The 20,243-nt window shown below is 68.8% G+C and carries 16 protein-coding genes, 1 tRNA gene and 1 pseudogene; 9 read left to right on the forward strand and 9 right to left on the reverse strand.

Going from position 1 to position 20,243, the window contains the following annotated elements:
• Window positions 1–157: 157 nt before the first annotated feature.
• Window positions 158–2,422 (forward strand): hypothetical protein, encoded by a 2,265-nt coding sequence (locus tag ACWDAS_RS20095; RefSeq protein WP_450392492.1) that lies wholly within the window; start codon window positions 158–160, stop codon window positions 2,420–2,422.
• Between the two features lie 235 nt (window positions 2,423–2,657).
• On the opposite strand, the gene ACWDAS_RS20100 is transcribed toward ACWDAS_RS20095, so the two are convergent.
• On the reverse strand, window positions 2,658–3,791 hold the full coding sequence (locus tag ACWDAS_RS20100; RefSeq protein ID WP_450392494.1) for a hypothetical protein: 1,134 nt from the start codon (window positions 3,789–3,791) through the stop codon (window positions 2,658–2,660).
• Window positions 3,792–4,452: 661 nt separating this feature from the next.
• Between ACWDAS_RS20100 and ACWDAS_RS20105 the strand changes: the two genes are divergently transcribed.
• The gene (locus ACWDAS_RS20105; protein WP_450392497.1) at window positions 4,453–4,785 is read left to right on the forward strand and encodes a hypothetical protein; all 333 of its coding nucleotides are present in this window, start codon (window positions 4,453–4,455) and stop codon (window positions 4,783–4,785) included.
• Between the two features lie 467 nt (window positions 4,786–5,252).
• On the opposite strand, the gene ACWDAS_RS20110 is transcribed toward ACWDAS_RS20105, so the two are convergent.
• From ACWDAS_RS20110 to ACWDAS_RS20125, 4 genes are all read right to left on the reverse strand, one after another.
• Window positions 5,253–5,633 (reverse strand): hypothetical protein, encoded by a 381-nt coding sequence (locus tag ACWDAS_RS20110; protein WP_450392498.1) that lies wholly within the window; start codon window positions 5,631–5,633, stop codon window positions 5,253–5,255.
• Between the two features lie 233 nt (window positions 5,634–5,866).
• Complete coding sequence (locus ACWDAS_RS20115; protein ID WP_450392501.1) at window positions 5,867–6,028, reverse strand: hypothetical protein; 162 nt, start codon at window positions 6,026–6,028, stop codon at window positions 5,867–5,869.
• A gap of 96 nt (window positions 6,029–6,124) precedes the next feature.
• On the reverse strand, window positions 6,125–6,643 hold the full coding sequence (locus ACWDAS_RS20120; protein ID WP_450392504.1) for an SMI1/KNR4 family protein: 519 nt from the start codon (window positions 6,641–6,643) through the stop codon (window positions 6,125–6,127).
• A 913-nt stretch (window positions 6,644–7,556) separates the two neighbouring features.
• Window positions 7,557–7,706 (reverse strand): hypothetical protein, encoded by a 150-nt coding sequence (locus ACWDAS_RS20125; protein WP_450392507.1) that lies wholly within the window; start codon window positions 7,704–7,706, stop codon window positions 7,557–7,559.
• Between the two features lie 794 nt (window positions 7,707–8,500).
• Between ACWDAS_RS20125 and ACWDAS_RS20130 the strand changes: the two are divergent.
• Window positions 8,501–9,376: pseudogene (locus ACWDAS_RS20130) on the forward strand (tyrosine-type recombinase/integrase); the annotation flags it as partial.
• 51 nt (window positions 9,377–9,427) lie between these two features.
• Here the strand turns inward: ACWDAS_RS20130 and ACWDAS_RS20135 are convergent.
• Window positions 9,428–9,501 (reverse strand) — tRNA-Gly (locus ACWDAS_RS20135).
• Window positions 9,502–10,005: 504 nt separating this feature from the next.
• On the opposite strand from ACWDAS_RS20135, the gene dcd reads away from it, so the two are divergent.
• Together dcd and ACWDAS_RS20145 are read left to right on the forward strand one after the other, a co-directional pair.
• On the forward strand, window positions 10,006–10,581 hold the full coding sequence (gene dcd, locus ACWDAS_RS20140) for a dCTP deaminase (protein ID WP_450392509.1): 576 nt from the start codon (window positions 10,006–10,008) through the stop codon (window positions 10,579–10,581).
• A 4-nt stretch (window positions 10,582–10,585) separates the two neighbouring features.
• Window positions 10,586–11,098, forward strand: a complete 513-nt coding sequence (locus ACWDAS_RS20145) for a phosphoribosyltransferase (RefSeq protein WP_450392511.1) — start codon at window positions 10,586–10,588, stop codon at window positions 11,096–11,098.
• A 472-nt stretch (window positions 11,099–11,570) separates the two neighbouring features.
• Here ACWDAS_RS20145 and ACWDAS_RS20150 read toward each other — a convergent pair whose 3' ends face one another.
• Both ACWDAS_RS20150 and ACWDAS_RS20155 read right to left on the reverse strand, forming a co-directional pair.
• Window positions 11,571–12,431, reverse strand: a complete 861-nt coding sequence (locus tag ACWDAS_RS20150; RefSeq protein WP_450392514.1) for a Yip1 family protein — start codon at window positions 12,429–12,431, stop codon at window positions 11,571–11,573.
• Between the two features lie 161 nt (window positions 12,432–12,592).
• The gene (locus ACWDAS_RS20155; protein WP_450392517.1) at window positions 12,593–12,952 is read right to left on the reverse strand and encodes a hypothetical protein; all 360 of its coding nucleotides are present in this window, start codon (window positions 12,950–12,952) and stop codon (window positions 12,593–12,595) included.
• Window positions 12,953–13,012: 60 nt separating this feature from the next.
• Here ACWDAS_RS20155 and ACWDAS_RS20160 point away from each other — a divergent pair, with 60 nt between their 5' ends.
• Entirely contained in the window at window positions 13,013–13,822 is an 810-nt protein-coding gene (locus ACWDAS_RS20160) for a thioredoxin domain-containing protein (RefSeq protein WP_450392584.1), read from the forward strand.
• 91 nt (window positions 13,823–13,913) lie between these two features.
• Here the strand turns inward: ACWDAS_RS20160 and ACWDAS_RS20165 are convergent, their stop codons facing one another.
• Window positions 13,914–16,181 carry a (Fe-S)-binding protein gene (locus ACWDAS_RS20165; protein ID WP_450392519.1) on the reverse strand — a complete coding sequence of 756 codons (2,268 nt, stop codon included), beginning with the start codon at window positions 16,179–16,181 and terminating at the stop codon, window positions 13,914–13,916.
• Window positions 16,182–16,506: 325 nt separating this feature from the next.
• On the opposite strand from ACWDAS_RS20165, the gene dnaK reads away from it, so the two are divergent.
• Genes dnaK through dnaJ form a run of 3 tightly spaced genes read left to right on the forward strand, consistent with a single transcriptional unit; the run spans window position 16,507 to window position 20,234 of the window.
• A complete protein-coding gene (dnaK, locus tag ACWDAS_RS20170; RefSeq protein WP_450392521.1) occupies window positions 16,507–18,357 on the forward strand; it encodes a molecular chaperone DnaK in 1,851 nt (616 codons plus the stop codon).
• Window positions 18,354–19,025, forward strand: coding sequence for a nucleotide exchange factor GrpE (grpE, locus tag ACWDAS_RS20175; protein ID WP_450392524.1), 672 nt, complete (start codon window positions 18,354–18,356; stop codon window positions 19,023–19,025). The genes dnaK and grpE overlap by 4 nt, the downstream gene beginning before the upstream one ends.
• A gap of 33 nt (window positions 19,026–19,058) precedes the next feature.
• On the forward strand, window positions 19,059–20,234 hold the full coding sequence (dnaJ, locus tag ACWDAS_RS20180; protein WP_450392527.1) for a molecular chaperone DnaJ: 1,176 nt from the start codon (window positions 19,059–19,061) through the stop codon (window positions 20,232–20,234).
• Window positions 20,235–20,243 lie beyond the last annotated feature (9 nt).

A 20,243-nucleotide genomic window follows, 5' to 3' on the forward strand; every position in this document is an offset into this window, starting at 1 on the left:
GCCGATGTGCGAACGGCGAGCCGTGCCCCCTCCGAGGGTTTCGCCGACCCGCCGGGACCGGCGGTCCGGCGGCAGACCGGTCGGCGTGCTGCCGCAGTGTTCAGCAGCGTGCGCTATCGTCCGGATGCTTGTTCCCGTTTACTTCACAGGGAGCTTCATGCACCTCAAGAAGGTCTCGCTCACGGCGGCGATATCCCTCCTCGCCGGGCTGACCACCACCGCTGTCGGCCTCAGCAGCAATGCCTGGGCCGACACCGCAGCGACACTGCCGCTGCCCCACTACTCGCGCATGCTGGTCGACCCGGCTCACCAGCACCTGTTCTTCAGCAGTGGCGTCGGTAACAGCACCATCCTGGTGACCGACTACGACGGCGTCACTGTCCGCACCATCGACAACGAGCCCGGGGCGATCGGGCTGGCCCTGTCCCCCGACGGCGGCACCGTCTATGCGGCGCTCTACAACGGCGACGCCATCTCGGCCATCGACACCACCTCCCTGAACGAGGCCCACCGCTACAGCACCGGCGCCGGCAGCAAGCCCCGGAGCGTCGCCTACACCGGCGGCAGGCTCTGGTTCGGCTACGGCGGGGCGGCCGAGGGCAACATCGGTTCGATAGACACCGGCAGCGACCCGGCGACCGTCACCCTCAACACCGCCAGCGGGTGGTACAGCGCGCCGACGCTGGCCGCCGACCCGTCGGCGCCGGGGGTGCTCCTCGCCGCCGACCAGGACACCAGTCCGCCCTATCTGACGCGCTACGACGTGTCTTCGGGCAGTCCGGTCGTCGGCGTGCGCCGTTGGCTGCAGGACTCGGGCAGCGTGAGCGACATGCAGATCACGCCGGACGGTCAGGACGTGGTGCTGGCGACCGGAGCGCCGTACTACCACCAGGTCCTCAAGCTCTCCGACCTCTCGGCAGACGGCACCTACCCCAGCACGGCCTACCCGAACTCGGTGGCGATCGCGCCGGACGGCGCCGTCGCTGCTGGCAGCAACGCGTCCTATGACAAGGACGTCTACGTCTACCGGGCCCACCAGTCGTCCCCCGTCAACACGTACGACTTCGGATCCAGCACACTGGCCGGCTCCGGGCTCGCCTGGGCCCCGGACGGAAGCCGGCTCTTCGCCGTCACGGCCGACGCCTACGGCGCCAACCCCACCCTGCACGTCCTGTCCAACCCCGAGGCGGCCGCCTCCGCGCTCACCCTGACCGGGCCTGCCACAGCTGTCCCGACCCGGCAGCTCACCCTGACCGGATCGCTCACCTCGGCGAACCCGATTCCCGCTGGGCAGCAGGTCAAGGTGATCCGGGTCGACCCGGCGAATCCGGACGGCGTCGCTCTGCCGGACGCCGTCACGGATGCCGACGGCGGATTCACCGTCACGGACACCCCGGCGACCGAGGGGGCAACCACCTACCGGGTCTCGTACGAGGGCGACTCCGAGCACCTGTCCGCGAACGCCTCGTACGACGTCCAGGTGGCCAAGGCGGCCTCCACGATGACCTTGACCGCCCCGGCGACCTCGGCCCGCACGGCGCAGCTCACCATCACCGGCACGCTGGCCAACGGACCGTACACCGCCGGCGAGACGGTCCAGCTCGCCAAGAAGGACCTGGCCCACACCGCCGGCTACAGCATCGGTACGGCCACGGTGGCTGCGGACGGCAGCTTCACCATCCACGACACCCCGGCCATCGGCGGCAACAACACCTACACGGTGAGCTACCCGGGCGACACCACCCACAAGAGCTCCACCGCGTCGGCGACCGTCCAGGTCTCGCGCACTGCCTCGGCCCTGTCGGTGACCACCAACGCCTCGACCTACTCCTACGGTGCGACGGCCACGGTCACCGCACACCTCGGCACCACCTACAACGGCCGTACCGTCTCGATCTACGCCCAGCCCTACGGGGGCACCAAGACGCTGGTCAAGACCGGCACGGTGGACAGCCACGGGAACCTGGTGGCGAACTACAAGCTCAGCCGGAACACCGGCTTCAGCGCGGTCTTCGCCGGTGACTACCGCTACGCCCCCGCCACTGCCACCCGGACCGTGTATGACCGCGTCAAGGTGGCCGAAACGCTGAGCGGGTACTACACCAGCACCTACTACGGGAGCACCCTCTACCGGGTCTACCACCACACGGCCAAGGAGAAGCTCAACGTCACGGTCACGCCCAACAAGGCCGGGCAGTGCGTGCTCTACCGGGTGCAGCAGTACTACAGCGGCGCCTGGCACACGCTGACCACCTCGCCCTGTTACGCCCTCAGCTCCACCAGCGCCGGCGCTGGATCTCTGAGCCTGAGCAATGCGATCAACAGCAAGTTCCGCATGGCCGCCGAGTACGTTCACAGCAGCAAGGACAACACCAATGCCAGCACCTGGGGTGCCTGGCAGTACTTCACCGTCAGGAGCTGAGCAGCAATCCTGACAGCTGTACCCGTGAGATGACGAAGGGCCCGCCCGGCCTCGGGCGGGCCCTTCGTGCACCCTTGGTTGTGGAGCGGGGTCACGGCGTCGCGCCCTCCGGGCGCTCCGAGCCCGCGGCACCTGATTCGGAACGGCCCGAGCGAGCGCAAACGGGTGATGGCGGGGGTGCGGCCCGCCGCCGTACGCGGTGCCGCACCCCGTCGTCACGCTCCCGTACGGGCCGTCACAGCGATCCGGTGAGCACCAGAGGGCCGGCCGGTTCGGCGGTCCTGGTGCCTGCCATGCCGACCACGGTGACCGTACCGTCTGCCGTCGCGTCGACGCCGTCCACGAAGGGGTCCACGCCCTTGACGGGCGGCAGGGCCCGCATCGACAGTCCGGCCGCCGTCCCGCTCAGCGTGATCGACTCGGTACGGCCCACGTCCGTTCCGCCGGCCACGATGCCATCGCCGGTCCCCGCCACGGATATCAGCTGCCCTGCCTTGTCCGGTGCCGGGACCTGGTGCCAGGAGGTGCCGTCGTAGTGCATGACGAGGGAGTGCCCCCAGTCCTTGTCGTCGAGCAGCGTCCGCCCGACTGCCCACACGTCGTCCGGCCCGTTTGCGGCGAGGCCGTACAGCTCCCCGTTCACGCCGGTGAAGGGGATCGTGGTCGGCGCCCAGCTGGTCCCGTCGTAGTGCAGCGCGCGCGGCTGGTCGGTGTCGGAGAAGCCGGTGACCCACACGTCGTGCGCCGACGTGGCCTCGATCGCCATGATGTTCATGATGTCGGCGTCCGCCGGCGCCTGCACGGGGTTCCAGGCGGTGCCGTCCCAGTGCCGCAGCAGCGGCCCGCCGCTCTGCCCGTCCGGGGTGCTGTACCAGCCGGCGGCCCACGCGTCGGTGGGGGAGACGGCAGCGACGCGCATGTCCACGCTGCTGTTCTCCGGTACGGGGATGTCCGCGGACCGCCAGGAGCTGCCGTCCCAATGGGCCGCGGGAGCGGAGGTGCCGGAGAGGGCGCCGCCGACGGCCCACACGTCCTGCGGTGACGAGGCGTCGACGTTCCGGAAATAGGTGTAGTCCTGGCCGTCCTCCGGGGTGGGGATGACCTTCCACCCATGCCCGTCGCGGTCGTCCTTGCCGACCAGTACCGGGTGGTACGGGGCGCCGGTGCTCTCGCGGCTGCCGACTGCCCAGGTGGTGTGGGCGTCCAGATGCGTCACGTCCGAGAGATAACCCTGGGGGTACGGCACCGGCTCCGCGACCCACCTCCCTCCGGCCGCGGCGGCGCCTCCCGTCTGTGCGAGCGCCGCCCCGAGGAAAGCCGCCATTGCGATGGCCGTCTTGATGAGGCGCCCGCGTCCCGCAATCGTCATGCTCGGTCTCCGTTCGCGATCCTGGGGCTGTCCGCCCCTATGAAGACGCGCCGAACACGCGTAGCCGTTACATCACCTCCACGCGCAAGGCCCGGGTGCAGGAAGCGCACTTGCCTCAGCCATGCGGTTCGTGCACCCGTCTCGGCGGGACCCGCCCGCGTGGGATCCGCGGCGGACCGCATCCGTCCGGACATACGCGCGCAAGCTGACCGGACGGAAGGGGGGCAGGTGGTGCGGAGGTGGTGCGCGGCGCCTGAATCGGTCCGGACAACACAACGGCCCAGGTCGGGGACTACGTCCCTTTCCTGGGCCTTCGCTTTCGGAGCGGGTGACGGGAATCGAACCCGCGCTCTGAACTTGGGAATCACCGCGCGTTGGCGTCCACGTGCAGCCGTGACCTGGGTAGATCGTCCGCTGCCGCCCTTGCCTGATGGCCATGCGATGCCCGGCGTTGACCGCGGCTCACCGCTCGATCTGGCACGGCCGTGGCACGCGCCTGTGCTGATCCGCTCGGCGGTCGGAACCATGAAGCGGTGGGCGAAGGTCTTCGGCTGTAGTCACGGGACGACTCTGCTGGTCTCCGTGCGGGGAGGGATGTCAGAAATTGTCGGGTGATATGCAGGCGGCTCGTCGTCTTACCGGTTGCCTGATAGGTCCGGTTGTGGGAGTCATTGCCGCCTCCGGTGGCGTTGGGGTCCTTGACAGGACCTGGCGGGACTGCGAAATCGGAATAAATGCCGCTGCGAATTTCTGGTCTCTGATTCCCATTTTCGTTGCCCTCTGGGCTGCGGCAGCGCTGATTTGGGCCATGGCGTTCGGGGCGCTTGGCGGAAGAAGTCTGGTGCTGGCCACGGTTGTGGCCGCGCTCGGCACGCTGGGAATGTACTGGGCTCTGATGGCCGGCTGGCGCGCGCCCGATGGCTATCCGGTCAGCGTGAGTTCTTGCTTTCCGGACAACGTTCCGCCCTGGTGGCCGAAATGGCTGCCTGTGTGAGATCCGCTCGCTGAATTCTCCCATTTTCCGTGCTGTCGGTGTGAATAAAAGTCAACCGTAAATCGATCAATCGCCCGCCGTCAGTGCTGAGGAGCAGGCATTGTCCCTACGGGAGGCGGTGGGGTCTCGCAGGGGTCCAGTACGGCCGCGCCAGAAACCTGGCCGCGCTTGAAACCTGGAGGCCCCGGTTCGGGAGGCGCCGTATGCGGGCGACGGCAGACCTGGGAAGTCCTCGATCTGGGCTGGAGCGCGGCCGGCGCCGCCGTTCCCCGCGACGCGAGCGACTGTCCGACCTGGTACCGGACCCGCGGTGACCTGCGCGAACTGCCCCCAGGCGTCCGTGGTCGTGTGCCCACGTGTGCGGCCGTTGTAGCGTAGTTGAAAACTCAGTCCGTCGCGGCGCATCTAGTCCGTGGCTATGGCCAGTACGCAGATGCTGCGGCAGGGCAGGCAAACCGCCTTCTGCCTCACACTGGAAGCCAATCCGGCCACCACGGTGGCACGTTGTCGGGCGCACAGAAGCTGACCGGATAACCGTCAGGCGCGTGCCAGATCGCCATCAGGGGCCACAGTAGGGCGGCGGCGACAGCGGTCATGAATAGGGGAAGCAGCAACTGGCGACGGCCGGTGACCTTGCGCATGAGCCCCCACAGCAACGTGGAGGCCATGGCCATAGAGGTCGATGCCACGACGAGGTCCCCAAGATTGGCTGATGCGTTGATACCGATGTCGCAGTCCTGCCAGGCATTGCTCAGCAGCACAGAGGCCGCATAGCCGGATCCGAGGAAGACGACCCAGCCAAGGGCCCAGGCTCCGGCGCTGTACGGCGCCTTCTTGCTGTCGCTCAACGGACTTCCTCACCGCTAGGCGTGCCGGCCGGGGCGCTGGCCGCGTGCAGTGCCTTGAGACGTACCGTCAACCGGTGGGCAAACGTATCAAGGCCATGGTTGTGCTCGCCGATGATGAAGGCGGCGCATCCACAGGGCGCCACCTGTGATCCGGCCGCACTTCGGCGGCGCGCCCAGCGGAGCGTTCAACCGCGGCCCCGTCTATCAAGGCCTCCCTCTCCGTCACCGGCCGTTCAGGCAGGCTCGAAGAACGGCTCGGGCATGGCCTGTGCCAGGGAGTCGGGCCAGAACCCCGGATCGGTGAGGATCCGGTACAGGAGCTCCGTGGCGGTCATCTCGTAACGGTTCCACTCCCAGGTGTCCACCTGCATGGTGAGGACCGGCCATGCGTCCACCGCGCCGCCCGTGCGACGTCCCCCGCCTCACGACCTGTAACACGGAGAAGGGAGTCCACCCAAGACTCGTGTCCCCTCCCGTGGTCGGTGGCAAGCTCAGATGACGGGGGAATCCTCAAGCGACCTCCAGACAGGCCCGACCGCTGGCCATCCGTACGGAACTCTCTCCCCCGAGAGCAGATCGATCATGAAGGCGGTGAAGCCGCCCTCCACGATCAACACCTGCCGCCGCTGCCGGAACGCCACCATCACAGCCCACTCCCCCTTCTCCCTCGGCAGAAAGAAGCACAGATCGCCGTCGTAGTCATGGGAACCCCACCCCACTGCGGTTGCCGGATCGAAGGGCAGGCTGCCGGTCGGGTCTCTGTACTGGTCGGCGGACTCCTCCAGGGCTGCGCGGTCCTCCTTCATGCACTCGAGCAGCGGCGTCCTCCCGGCAGGATGGGCCACGCCCAGGAACTCCCTGATCCTGCAGTCGCCGTACTCATCGACGAACTCCTTGAAGTCCACCGGCAGGGCGCACCCCAACCACTTCTCGATCTCTGCCCAAGCCGCCGCACCAGCAGGCCTCCACCGCTGCGGCGGGCCGAGAAGCTCCCGGAGTCTCTGGTTCACGGACTCAGCCTCCACGCGTTTCCGATGAACAACTCTTCCTCAGCTCGTCCTGGTGCGAAGTTCCAGGAGTGCGGGCTGATCGTAGTGCGGCCAATGGCTGCCCGAGTCACAGCGCGATCGTTGCCTTGAGGAACTGGGGAGCCGGGGGATCGATCCCTGGACGGAAGATGCGCCTGCCGCATTCCATGACGGTCTTCGGCCACGACCGTCGTCGTAGTATCGGCCATCTCGGCCCATCCGTCGAAGTCGTATTCGAGGATGGGCGCGGCGGAGTCCAAGGTCACCTCGTTGACCTCGACCGGGCGTCCCACGGCTGGTGGCTGGTGATCGTTGCCTGTACGCGAGCGCCAGCACAAAGCTCGCTGAGCGGACGTCTCGCTTCGCCGGACATGGACTCATTGCCCTGTGGGCACCGCGAACGCACGCCTGACGCGGTCCTGGAGCGGCAGAGGGAGGTCGCGGCGGGTCTGGATCGCCTGGTCCGGGAGCGGCGTGCGGTTGCGGAAGACCCGGCATCTGGCACGGATCTGGCACGAGACGCTTGACCTGGTGTAGACAACAAAGAGGCCCCGGGCGGTTTCCCGGGGCTTTCTGCTGGAGCGGGTGACGGGAATCGAACCCGCGCTCTGAGCTTGGGAATCACCAGTACTTGCGTGTTGAGTTGGTGGCTGACCCGCAAGGATGGCCCTGATCGTCATGGCTGCCGTCCCGCGCTGAACCGCCGTTGACCGTGGCTGACCGTGCGTTCTGGTGCGCAACTGGTGCAGCCCCGGGTCTTGGGACAGGCGCACGCTTTCCAAGTCTGTTGGTCGTCTGGCGAGCTTACGGTGAGGCGCCTTGATCGCCGCGTGTCAAGCCGTGCAGGTGGTCCAAAGCGTCGAGTGCAGACCCATGCCCCTCGTCACCCGACTGATCACCAGGAGAACCAACCGGGAGTGGCCGAGTAGACCTGCGGCGTGTAGTCGCAGACGCTCTCACGCTCGGCCGTCATCTTCGCTGCGCGCTGTTCGCCGTCGGCGTCCACACTGTCGGCTGCCACCACGAGGGCTAGGGCGGCCACCATGCAAGCAATGAGGAACGGAGGGTGAGAAGGCTTGCTCCTCACGGTCGCTGTCGCCGCGCCGACGACGGTCGCTAGGAAGGCGCCTGCCACCAGTGCGAGAGCCACGAGTGTGAGGTGGTTCAGAGCTGGTGACTCGTGGGTTCCCCCGCCCCTCCTGGTGGCGCGCACTCGGTCGGCCGCAAGTCCGCCCAGTGCAGCAAGGAAACAGACCGCTCCCGCCCCCGAGGAGCAGGCGCAGCAGAAGCGGTCGGCCGTCAGTGCCCACCCCGCCCGCCAGGGGCCCAACCGGAATCGAACCTGTGGAAAAGCTGGGAAGACCAGCGGGTACCACCTACCCACACCCGGCCCACCCGGCACAGAACCCGACCGAAGCCCACCAGAAGATCACTTTCAAACCACGTCGGTGGATCGAGGCTTAGACACTCACTGCTACTGCCCGCCGATTCCCACCCCATCGGGCACGCGAAGGGCCCGACGGAGTCGCCAAGCGCGGACCTCGACGTAGAACACGAGCGCTATGAACATGACGGCCTGAGTCCGGATGATCCATGACCACGATTCATCCCCCCACCAGTGCTCTGGGACTGCCAACACAGCGAAGCACAGCACGGCGAGAAGGTAGTTGCGCAGACGCGCAGGCAGCGGGCGCGTGTGGAGCAGCGGACGCCCATCGTGCCATCGCTTAACTGGCATGACGGCAGACTGCCATTGCAGGACTGTTTCTGATCACGAGCGTATGTTCCTCACCCAAGCCTGGTAGGTCAATGCAACGGTAGGGGCTCGGTGTTGGATCCCTGTATCGGCGGCTGTTGAGGTTGCACATCCTGCCGACGTTCCGCGCCTGGGACCTGGACGGGATCACCTCACCTCGCATCCGGACCTGGCGGGCTGAGCGTCTGTCGGCCACTGGAGCGGCAACGACCATTGCCAAGGCATACCGGCTGCTCAAGGCGATTCTCGAAACGGCTGTCGAGGACGAACTGATCCGCCGCAATCCGTGCCGCATTCGAGGTGCTGGCAAGGAGTCGGCACCGGAGCGGCCGACCGCGACCGTGGACCAGGTGGACGCGCTGGCCGACGCTATGGGGCCGCGGTGGCGGCTGATGGTCTACATCGCCGCTTACGGTCCGGCTCGTCCGGAGGAACAGGCCGGCCTTCGTCGCCTGGACGTTGACCTCGATGCCGTGGGCGTGTGGGTCCGAAGGGCTGCGCCGGAGCTGACGACGGGCAAGCGTGCCGAGGGCCCCACCAAGTCCGAAGCGGGGAAGCGGTTCATCGTGCTGCCGCCGTTCATGCGCACGGACCTGGAACGGCATCTCAAGTGGTTCGCCGAGAAGGAGCCGAACGGCCTGCTGTTCGTGGGCGAGCGGGGCGCACCCTTCCGCCGATCGTCTTTCGGCCGCAAGTGGCGGCAGGCCCGCACCAAGGTCGGGCTCCCGGAGAACTTCCGCTTTTACGATCTACGTCACACCGGTCATACCCTCGCCACCCAATCGGGCGCCACGCTCAAGGACACGATGGTCCGGGCGGGCCAGTCCTCCGAGCGGGCTGCGCTGATCTACCAGCACTCGACGTTGGAGCGGCAGCGGGAGGTCGCCGCGGCTCTCGATGCGCGGGTGCGTGCGGAGCGCGCGAGGGCATCTGGTGCGGATCTGGTGCGCGACGCCTAGAGAGGTCTGGACAACAAAGAAGCCCCGGGCGGTTCGCCTGGGGCTTTCTGCTGGAGCGGGTGACGGGAATCGAACCCGCGCTCTGAGCTTGGGAAGCTCATGTTCTACCATTAAACTACACCCGCGTAAGACGCCTGTTGAGGCATCTGACCTCGCACACTGTACCCCATGCTCGGCCCCGGACGCATGCGCTCCGGGGCCGTCGTGTTGCTGCGGAAAGGTGTGCGCGGGGAGGGCGGAGGGGCGTACGGTGAGGGAGCCCGGGTGCCTGAGTGGGCGGAGTGCCGTGTGAGGCGGGGGTGGTTTCATCCCCTAATGTGGCTTTCGTCGTTGAGGTACCGGGGAGAAGGGGAGCGATGGATCGCACCGTCGTTCGTTGTGCCGAAGGGCACGTTTTCAGCACCGCTACGTTCCCGATGCAGAACCTGGGCGCCGGGCGGCTGGGCCCGGGGCGGTTGATCAGGTGTCCGCGGTGTGCGCGCCTGCGGAGCGCCGTGCCCGTGCCCGTACCGGCGGAGAGCGGCAAGTAGCCGCGAGCGGCCGGACGCGCAGGTCGGACGTGACGCGGGGGCCCCGGGCCGGGTCGGCTCGATTCGGCCCGGAGCCCCGTCCCCGCGTAACCTGCTTGCGTGCTTCTCTCTGACAAGGACATCCGGACCGAGATCGACAACGGCCGGGTCAGGATCGACCCGTACGAGCCGTCGATGGTGCAGCCGTCGAGCATCGACGTCCGGCTGGACCGCTTCTTCCGGGTGTTCGAGAACCACCGGTACCCGCACATCGACCCGGCCGTCGAACAGCCGGACCTGACGCGACTGGTGGAGCCGGAGGGGGACGACGCGTTCATCCTCCACCCCGGGGAGTTCGTGCTGGCCTCGACGTACGAGGTGATCTCCCTGCCGGACGACATCGCCTCGCGCCTGGAGGGCAAGTCCAGCCTCGGCCGGCTGGGGCTGCTGACGCACTCGACGGCCGGCTTCATCGACCCCGGCTTCTCGGGGCACGTGACCCTGGAGCTGTCGAACGTCGCCACGCTGCCGATCAAGCTCTGGCCGGGGATGAAGATCGGGCAGCTGTGCCTGTTCCGGCTGACGTCGGCGGCGGAGTTCCCGTACGGGTCGGACAAGTACGGCTCGCGGTACCAGGGGCAGCGGGGGCCGACACCGTCGCGCTCCTACCTCAACTTCCACCGCACGCAGGTGTGAGCGCATGAGCGAGCCGTCGCGGGAGAACCTGATGTACGAGGCCTTCGGGACGGCGGTGCGCGAGCTCGCGCAGACGATCGCCGATGACGGCTTCGAGCCCGACATCGTGCTGTCCATCGCCCGCGGCGGGGTCTTCGTGGCGGGCGGACTCGCCTACGCGCTGGACTGCAAGAACATCCACCTGGTGAACGTCGAGTTCTACACCGGGGTCGGGACGACCCTGGAGATGCCGGTGATGCTGGCGCCGGTGCCGAACGTGATCGACTTCTCCGACAAGAAGGTGCTGATCGCGGACGACGTCGCCGACACCGGCAAGACGCTCAAGCTCGTCCGGGACTTCTGCGTCGACCACGTGGCGGAGGTGCGCAGCGCGGTGATCTACGAGAAGTCGCAGTCGCTCGTGAAGTGCGACTACGTGTGGAAGCGCACGGAGGCCTGGATCAACTTCCCGTGGAGCGTCCTGCCTCCGGTACGCAAGTCCGGCGAGCCCTTGAAGCCCTCCCGGGAGGCCCTATGACGCCGTCGGCAACGACTCCGTCGAGGAGTCCCGCGGCCAGGCCGGACGGCATCGGCTCGAATTCCGGCCGGCGGACGTTGCGCTTGAAGGCGGGCAGGTCGTTGTCCTCGCAGACCTTGGCGACGTTCCATCCGCGTGGACCGGCGAGCCGTTCGCAGTCCCGTGCCGCGCGTGAGGGCATCGCGTCGTCCCGCGAGATCCGCGTGTAGACCGCGACCTCGGCTCGTCGCCACCTCCCGCCGCCCGGCGGTCGTCAGCCGGATGTCAGGGAGGCCGGCGGCGCCACCCGGACCGGCGCACCACCGGCGGTTCCACACTCCACGCGTCCTTGACTCCACGAGCCGGCCAGGTGCTGGACGCCTGAGGCCGCACCGCCGTACGGCCGCGGGAACCGAAGCGCCGAAGGCCACGCACGCGTAAGGGGCGCCGCTCCAGAAGTGGCGCCCCTTACGCGTGGCACAGAGGGCGAGCCTCAGATCACCGGCAGCTTGAACAGCACCAGCAGCGCGATCAGCTGGATCGACGCCGCCCCCAGGGCCTTGGGCCACGGCAGGTCGTGGGACTTGGCGACCATGGAGGTCAGCAGCGCGGCGCAGCCGATCCAGGTGGCCCAGCCGAGGAACTGGACGAAGCTGTTGGCGCTGCCCAGGAAGATGGCGAAGACCAGCCGGGGGGCGTCGGTGAGCGACGTGACGAGCATCGCCAGGCCGATGGTGGGCGCCCAGGCGCCGTCGCCGCCGAGCTGGCGGGCGAGGGCGTTGGTGACCGCGCCGAGCATCAGGCCGCTCAGGATGACGGCGACGGCCGTGCAGAGCACCCACGGGACGCTGTTGGAGAGGGTGGCGTCGATCACGTCCTGGCGGGCGCTGTCGAAGCCGAAGACGGCGAGCAGCCCGTAGAGGAACGTCACGATCAGGGCGGGGCCCCACACCTGGTGGTCGCGCATCTGCCAGAAGGTGGCGGACGGGCGGAGGACGATCCCGCTCAGCAGCGGCTTCCAGCTCAGCCGGGGGCCGGACGGGGGCGCGGAGGTCCGGCCCGCGCGGTAGGTGGAAACGTGGTCCGGGTGCGGCGTCTGCGGTGCGTAGGGGTCGTAGGCGTCGGGCGCGTCGCCGATGGAGAAGGCGCGGGTGTGCCCGGGGTTGTCGTCGTACGAGGGGGACGACGCCGGGGCGCCGAAGTACTCCGGCTCACCGTCGGCGGCCGGTGTGAAGCCGCCGTGGTGGGGCTGCTGCCCGCCCGGCGAGGTGTTCTGCTGCGGGTAGCCGCCGTACTGCTGATGCGGGTGCTGCACGTCCCCGTCCCGTCCGCGTCCGTTCCTGAATCCAGCCACGTTTCGAACGTACCCGGTCCCGGGGGCGGAGGGCGGGGCCGCCCGCCCCTCGAGGGGCTTTGCTGCCAAGCTGTGACAGATTCCACGGCCCGCCCCCTGGAGGGGAGGCGGGCCGCCGAAGCGGTGGAGCCGGTGCGGTGGAACCGGTGTGGTGGGTTCGGTCAGTCGGTGAAGTCGGCGCCGAACGGGGGGCTGCCGGTGGTGGAGAGGCCCACCGGGCTGGGGGCGACGCGGCGCCCGGAGGTGGTGATCTTGCTGCCGTCGGAGCGCAGGGCGGTGACCGAGCCGTTGCCGCAGTTCTCGCCGATGGCGGTGCTGGTCAGGTCGGCCTTGCCGTCTCCGTTGACGTCGTCGATGTGCAGCTCGACGCCGAAGCCGTCGTACGTCTCGTCGGAGCCGGGGACGCCCGCAGTGTTCTGGGCGCAGTGCCGGCACCGCGTGGGCCCGGCGGGTCGGATGCGATACGTGTCCGGTACGAACGGGCCCCGGCCGGAGCGGGCGGCGGGCCGCGCATTACGCATTCGCGCGCCCGAGCCCCTACCGTTCGGGTCGGAGTCGATCCGAAGGGACGGGAAGTGCCGATGGTTGTCAGGGCCGTACGGAATGCCGCGCGCGGGACCGCGCGCACCTCAGCGCGGGTCGCGGTGAGCGCCGCGGTCGCGGGGCTGCTGACGTTGTCGGTGGCGGGGTGCGGGCTGCTGACGACCGATTCCGGGTCCTCGCACTCGTCGGCCGCAGGGATTTCCGCCGCCCCGTCGTCCGTCGTGGGCGAGGTGCCGACGAAGCCGGACCCCGCGGTGCTGGCCGCGCTGCCCGCCCGCTTGGAGGCGGACGGGACGACGATCACGGTGGGCGACCCGGCGGCCCCGAAGACGGTGCACGTCTACGAGGACCCGCGCTGCCCGATCTGCAAGGCGTTCGAGACGGCCTCCGGGCCGCAGCTGGCCGCGCTCGCCAAGGCCGGCGACATCAAGCTGCAGTACACCCTGGCCTCGTTCCTGGACGACAACCTGAGGGGCAGCGGCTCGAAGAAGGCGGCGGGCGCCCTGCGTGCGTCCGTCGAGGCGGGCACCGGCGCCTTCGCCACGTACCACGAGTCGCTCTACGCCAACCAGCCCGAGGAGCAGGTGGACGGCTTCACGGACGCGTATCTGCTGAAGCTCGCCGAGGGCGTGAAGGGGCTGCGCGGCGGCGCCTTCGACACGGCGGTGAAGAAGCAGTCGTACGCGAGCTTCGTGGCCGCCTCCGAGGAGGCGTTCGTCAGGAGCGGTGCCACCGGCACCCCGTACGTGAAGATCGACGGCAAGGCGGTGTCCCAGGCGGACCTGCAGAAGCTGTTCGACCCCGCATCCTTCGCCGCGCTCCTGCGGCAGGCCGGGATCGGCGGCTGAGGGGGCCGGCCGGGCGCGACGCGAAACGCGGTGGGCGCGTACGGGATCCGTACGCGCCCACCGGCGTTCTCGCGACGTGTCGCGGGCCGGGTTACTTCGCGGGCTCCGGCTCGGGCTCGGCGGCCGTCGCCTGCTCGCCGTCGGGGTCGAGCGGGGTCTTGACGGACTCCAGCAGCAGCTGCGAGACGTCGACGACCTGCAGCGACTCCTTGGCCTTGCCCTCGTTCTTCTTGCCGTTGACGGAGTCGGAGAGCATCACCAGGCAGAACGGGCAGGCGGTGGAGACGATGTCCGGGTTGACGGACAGCGCCTCGTCCACGCGCTCGTTGTTGATGCGCTTGCCGATCCGCTCCTCCATCCACATGCGCGCGCCGCCGGCACCGCAGCAGAAGCCGCGCTCCTTGTGGCGGTGCATCTCCTCGTTCCGCAGGCCCGGCACCTTGGCGATGATCTCGCGCGGCGGCGTGTAGACCTTGTTGTGGCGGCCCAGGTAGCAGGGGTCGTGGTACGTGATGATGCCCTCGACCGGGGTGACGGGGACGAGCTTGCCCTCGTCGACCAGGTGCTGCAGCAGCTGGGTGTGGTGGATGACCTCGTACTCGCCGCCGAGCTGCGGGTACTCGTTCGCCAGGGTGTTGAAGCAGTGCGGGCAGGTGGCGACGATCTTCTTCTGCGCCTTCGGCTTCTTCGTCGACTCGTCCTCGTCGTCCTCGCCGAAGGCCATGTTCAGCATCGCGACGTTCTCGGCGCCGAGCTGCTGGAAGAGGAACTCGTTGCCCAGGCGGCGGGCGGAGTCACCGGTGCAGTTCTCCTCGCCGCCCATGATCGCGAACTTCACGCCCGCGATGTTCAGCAGCTCGGCGAAGGCCTTGGTGGTCTTCTTGGCGCGGTCCTCCAGGGAGCCGGCGCAGCCGACCCAGTACAGGTACTCGACCTCGCTGAGGTCCTCGATGTCCTCGCCCACGACGGGGACCTCGAAGTCGACCTCCTTGACCCAGGCGAGCCGCTGCTTCTTGGGCAGGCCCCAGGGGTTGCCCTTCTTCTCCAGGTTCTTGAGCATCGTGCCCGCCTCGGACGGGAACGAGGACTCGATCATGACCTGGTAGCGGCGCATGTCGACGATGTGGTCGATGTGCTCGATGTCCACCGGGCACTGCTCGACGCAGGCGCCGCAGGTGGTGCAGGACCACAGCACGTCCGGGTCGATGACGCCGTTCTCCTCGGCGGTGCTGATGAGCGGGCGCTCGGCCTCGGCGAGGGCCGCCGCGGGGACGTCCTTGAGCTGCTCCTCGGAGGCCTTCTCCTCGCCCTCCATGGTCTTGCCGCCGCCCGCGAGCAAGTACGGGGCCTTGGCGTGCGCGTGGTCGCGCAGCGACATGATCAGCAGCTTCGGGGAGAGCGGCTTGCCGGTGTTCCAGGCGGGGCACTGCGACTGGCAGCGGCCGCACTCGGTGCAGGTGGAGAAGTCGAGGATGCCCTTCCAGGAGAACTGCTCCACCTGGCTGACGCCGAAGACGTCGTCCTCGCCCGGGTCCTCGAAGTCGATCGGCTTGCCGCCGGAGGTCATCGGCTGCAGGGCGCCGAGCGCGACGGCGCCGTCGGCGTTCCGCTTGAACCAGATGTTCGGGAAGGCCAGGAAGCGGTGCCAGGCGACGCCCATGTCCGTCCTGAGCGAGACCGTGATCATCCAGACGAAGGAGGTCCCGATCTTGATCATCGCGGTGAGGTAGACCAGGTTCTGCAGCGTCGTGACGTCCAGCCCCCTGAAGGCCGCGACGAGCGGGTACGAGGCGAAGTAGGCGGCCTCGTAGCCGTGCACGTCGGCCAGGGCGCCCTCCAGGCCGCGCAGAGTCATGATCGCGAGACCGATGATGAGGATGACGGACTCGACGAAGTAGGCCTGGCCGGTGTTGGAGCCCGCGAAGCGGGACTTGCGGCCCGCGCGGCCCGGTCGCGACAGCTGGCGGATCGTGATCAGCGTGAGGATGCCGAGCGTCGTCATCAGGCCGATGAACTCGACGAACACCTCGTAGGGCAGCCAGTGGCCGATGACGGGCAGCGTCCAGTCGGCCTGGAAGAGCTGGCCGAAGGCGTTCACCAGGGTGAGCACGAGGGAGAAGAAGCCGACGGCGACGAACCAGTGGGCGACGCCGACCACGCCCCAGCGGTTCATGCGGGTGTGGCCGAGGAACTCCCGGACGACCGTGACGGTTCGTGCGCGCCAGTCGTCGGTGCGGGTGCCCGCGGGGACGTCCTGGCCGAGTCGTACGAACCGGTAGATCTGGGCGATGGCGCGGCTGAACAGCGCCACGCCGACCACGGCGAGTACCAGCGACACGATGATCGCGGCGAGTTGCATTTCGGGGCTCCTCGGACCTGCGAGAGCGGAGGCTCGGGGCTGATGCCCGGCTGAATACTAAGCAGTAACTTATGTGGTTCTCCTGAGACTACCCAGTATCCGCGCACGTGCGTAGCCGCGCCGCCGGTGATCTGTGTCGCTGAGGGGTGCCTTCCCCGGGCGGCCGGGGGCGCCCCGGCGCCGGGCGATCGCGCGCCGTGACCGGCCGTGCGCGGAGGGCTGGCCCATAAGTTGAGTCGCCACGACTCAGGTCTGTTGACAGACTCGGAGGTGTGCGGCACCCTTGAGCCAGTTCCACTCAAGTAGGCAGCTGGAGGATTCCACCATGGCACGTGCGGTCGGCATCGACCTGGGCACGACTAACTCCGTCGTCAGCGTTCTCGAAGGCGGCGAGCCCACCGTCATCACCAACGCCGAGGGTGCCAGGACCACGCCGTCCGTCGTCGCCTTCGCCAAGAACGGCGAGGTGCTCGTCGGCGAGGTCGCCAAGCGCCAGGCCGTCACCAACGTCGACAGGACCGTCCGGTCGGTCAAGCGCCACATGGGCACCGACTGGAAGATCAACCTGGACGGCAAGGACTTCAACCCGCAGCAGATGAGCGCCTTCATCCTGCAGAAGCTGAAGCGGGACGCCGAGGCCTACCTGGGCGAGAAGGTGACCGACGCGGTCATCACCGTCCCGGCGTACTTCAACGACTCCGAGCGCCAGGCCACCAAGGAGGCCGGCGAGATCGCGGGTCTGAACGTCCTGCGCATCGTCAACGAGCCCACGGCCGCCGCCCTGGCGTACGGCCTGGACAAGGACGACCAGACGATCCTCGTCTTCGACCTCGGTGGCGGTACCTTCGACGTCTCGCTGCTGGAGATCGGCGACGGCGTCGTCGAGGTGAAGGCCACCAACGGCGACAACCACCTCGGTGGTGACGACTGGGACCAGCGCATCGTCGACTACCTGGTGAAGCAGTTCGCCTCGGGTCACGGCGTGGACCTGTCCAAGGACAAGATGGCGCTGCAGCGTCTGCGCGAGGCCGCCGAGAAGGCGAAGATCGAACTGTCCTCGTCCACCGAGACCTCGATCAACCTGCCCTACATCACGGCGTCCGCCGAGGGCCCGCTGCACCTGGACGAGAAGCTCACCCGCGCCCAGTTCCAGCAGCTGTCCGCGGACCTGCTGGAGCGCTGCAAGATCCCGTTCCACAACGTGATCAAGGACGCCGGCATCCAGCTCTCCGAGATCGACCACGTCGTTCTCGTCGGCGGCTCGACCCGTATGCCCGCCGTCGCCGAGCTCGTCAAGGAGCTGACCGGCGGTCAGGACGCCAACAAGGGCGTCAACCCGGACGAGGTCGTCGCCATCGGCGCCGCGCTGCAGGCCGGTGTGCTCAAGGGCGAGGTCAAGGACGTCCTGCTGCTCGACGTCACCCCGCTGTCCCTCGGTATCGAGACCAAGGGCGGCATCATGACCAAGCTGATCGAGCGCAACACCACGATCCCGACCAAGCGCTCGGAGATCTTCACCACGGCCGAGGACAACCAGCCGTCGGTGCAGATCCAGGTCTACCAGGGTGAGCGCGAGATCGCCGCGTACAACAAGAAGCTCGGCATGTTCGAGCTCACCGGCCTCCCGCCGGCGCCGCGCGGCATCCCGCAGATCGAGGTCGCCTTCGACATCGACGCCAACGGCATCATGCACGTCTCCGCCAAGGACCTCGGTACCGGCAAGGAGCAGCGCATGACCGTCACCGGTGGCTCCGCGCTGCCGAAGGACGACATCGACCGCATGATGCGCGAGGCCGAGCAGTACGCGGAGGAGGACCACAAGCGCCGCGAGTCCGCCGAGACCCGCAACCAGGCCGAGCAGCTGGTCTACCAGACCGAGAAGTTCCTCAAGGACAACGAGGACAAGGTCCCCGGTGACGTCAAGACCGAGGTCGAGGCGGCCGTCGCGGACCTCAAGGAGAAGCTGAAGGGCGAGGACTCCGCCGCCATCCGCGAGGCCACCGAGAAGGTCGCCGCCACCTCCCAGAAGCTGGGCCAGGCGCTGTACGCCAACGCCCAGGCCGAGGGTGGCGCGGCCGGTGCCGCCGGTGCCGCGGGCGGGGACCGGGCCCAGGCCGACGACGACGTCGTGGACGCCGAGATCGTCGACGAGGACAAGAAGGACGGTGCCGCGTGACGGAGGAGACCCCGGGCTTCGAGGAGGAGCCTGTCGTCCCCTCTGCCGAGGCCGGCTCCGCAGCGCCGGGGGACTCCCCCGGCGAGGCGGGGCCCGGCGCCGGGTCCGCCGACCAGGCGGGCCCGGCGGCCCCGGCCGGGGACGCGAACGCCAATGTCGCTCTGCAGGCGCAGCTGGACCAGGTGCGCACGGCGCTCGGTGAGCGCACGGCGGACCTCCAGCGGCTCCAGGCGGAGTACCAGAACTACCGCCGCCGGGTGGAGCGGGACCGGATCGCGGTCCGCGAGATCGCGATCGCGAACCTGCTCACCGAACTGCTCCCGGTGCTCGACGACATCGGCCGTGCCCGGGACCACAAGGAGCTGGTCGGCGGGTTCAAGTCGGTCGGCGAGTCCCTGGAGACGGTCGCCGCCAAGATGGGGCTGCAGCAGTTCGGCAAGGAGGGCGAGCCCTTCGACCCGCTGGTGCACGAGGCCCTGATGCACAGTTACTCGCCGGACGTCACGCAGACCACCTGCGTGCAGATCCTGCAGCCCGGGTATCGCATCGGTGAGCGCACCATCCGCCCCGCGCGGGTGGCCGTCGCCGAGCCCCAGCCGGGCTCGCAGGGCCCGCAGAAGAACGACGACACGGCGGACGAGGAGAACGGTGGCCCCGAACAGGGCTGACGTGGGCGACGAACGGAAGGAGGGACGCCGGGGATGAGCATCAGCAGGGATTTGTTCGAAAAGGATCTCTACAAGGTCCTCGGCGTCCCGAAGGACGCCACCGAGGCGGAGATCAAGAAGGCGTACCGGAAGCTCGCCCGCGAGTTCCACCCGGACGCCAACAAGGGCGACGCCAAGGCCGAGGAGCGCTTCAAGGAGATCTCCGAGGCGAACGACGTCCTGTCGGACCCCAAGCGCCGCAAGGAGTACGACGAGGGCCGCGCCCTCTTCGGCAACGGCGGCTTCCGCACCGGCCCGGCCGGCGCGGGCGGCTTCGGCTTCGACCTCGGTGACCTCTTCGGCGGTGGTCCCGGCGGCACCGCCCAGGGCGGCGGCTTCGGCGGCGGCCTCGGGGACGTGTTCGGCGGGCTGTTCAACCGAGGCGGCGGCGCGACACGTACGCAGCCGCGGCGCGGCCAGGACATCGAGACCGAGGTGACGCTGAAGTTCACCGAGGCGGTGGACGGCGCCACCGTGCCGCTGAAGATGACCAGCCAGGCCCCCTGCAAGGCCTGTTCGGGCACCGGCGACAAGAACGGCACGCCCCGGGTGTGCCCGACCTGCGTCGGCACCGGCCAGGTCTCGCGCGGCGGCAGCGGCAGCTTCTCGCTCACCGACCCGTGCGCGGACTGCAAGGGCCGCGGCCTGATCGCGCAGGATCCCTGCGAGGTCTGCAGCGGCAGCGGCCGGGCCCGTTCGGCGCGCACCATGCAGGTGCGCATCCCGGCGGGCGTCACCGACGGGCAGCGCATCCGGCTGCGCGGCAAGGGCGCCCCCGGCGAGCGCGGCGGCCCGGGCGGCGACCTGTACGTCACCGTGCACGTCGACTCGCACCCGGTCTTCGGCCGCAAGGGCGACAACCTCACCGTCACCGTGCCGGTCACCTTCGTGGAGGCCGCCCTGGGCGGTGAGATCAAGGTCCCGACGCTCGGCGGCCCCGCCGTGACCCTGAAGCTGCCGGCCGGCACGCCCAACGGGCGCACGCTGCGGGCCCGCGGCAAGGGCGCGGTCCGCAAGGACGGCACACGCGGGGACCTGCTGGTCACCATCGAGGTCGCCGTTCCCGCGGCCACCGAGGGCAAGGCGCTGGACGCCCTGGAGGCGTACCGGGAGGCGACCGCGGACACCGATCCGCGGGCAGAGCTGTTCAAGGCCGCGAAGGGAGTCTGAGCCGGTGAA

Source organism: Streptomyces sp. NPDC001070, from assembly GCF_053598835.1.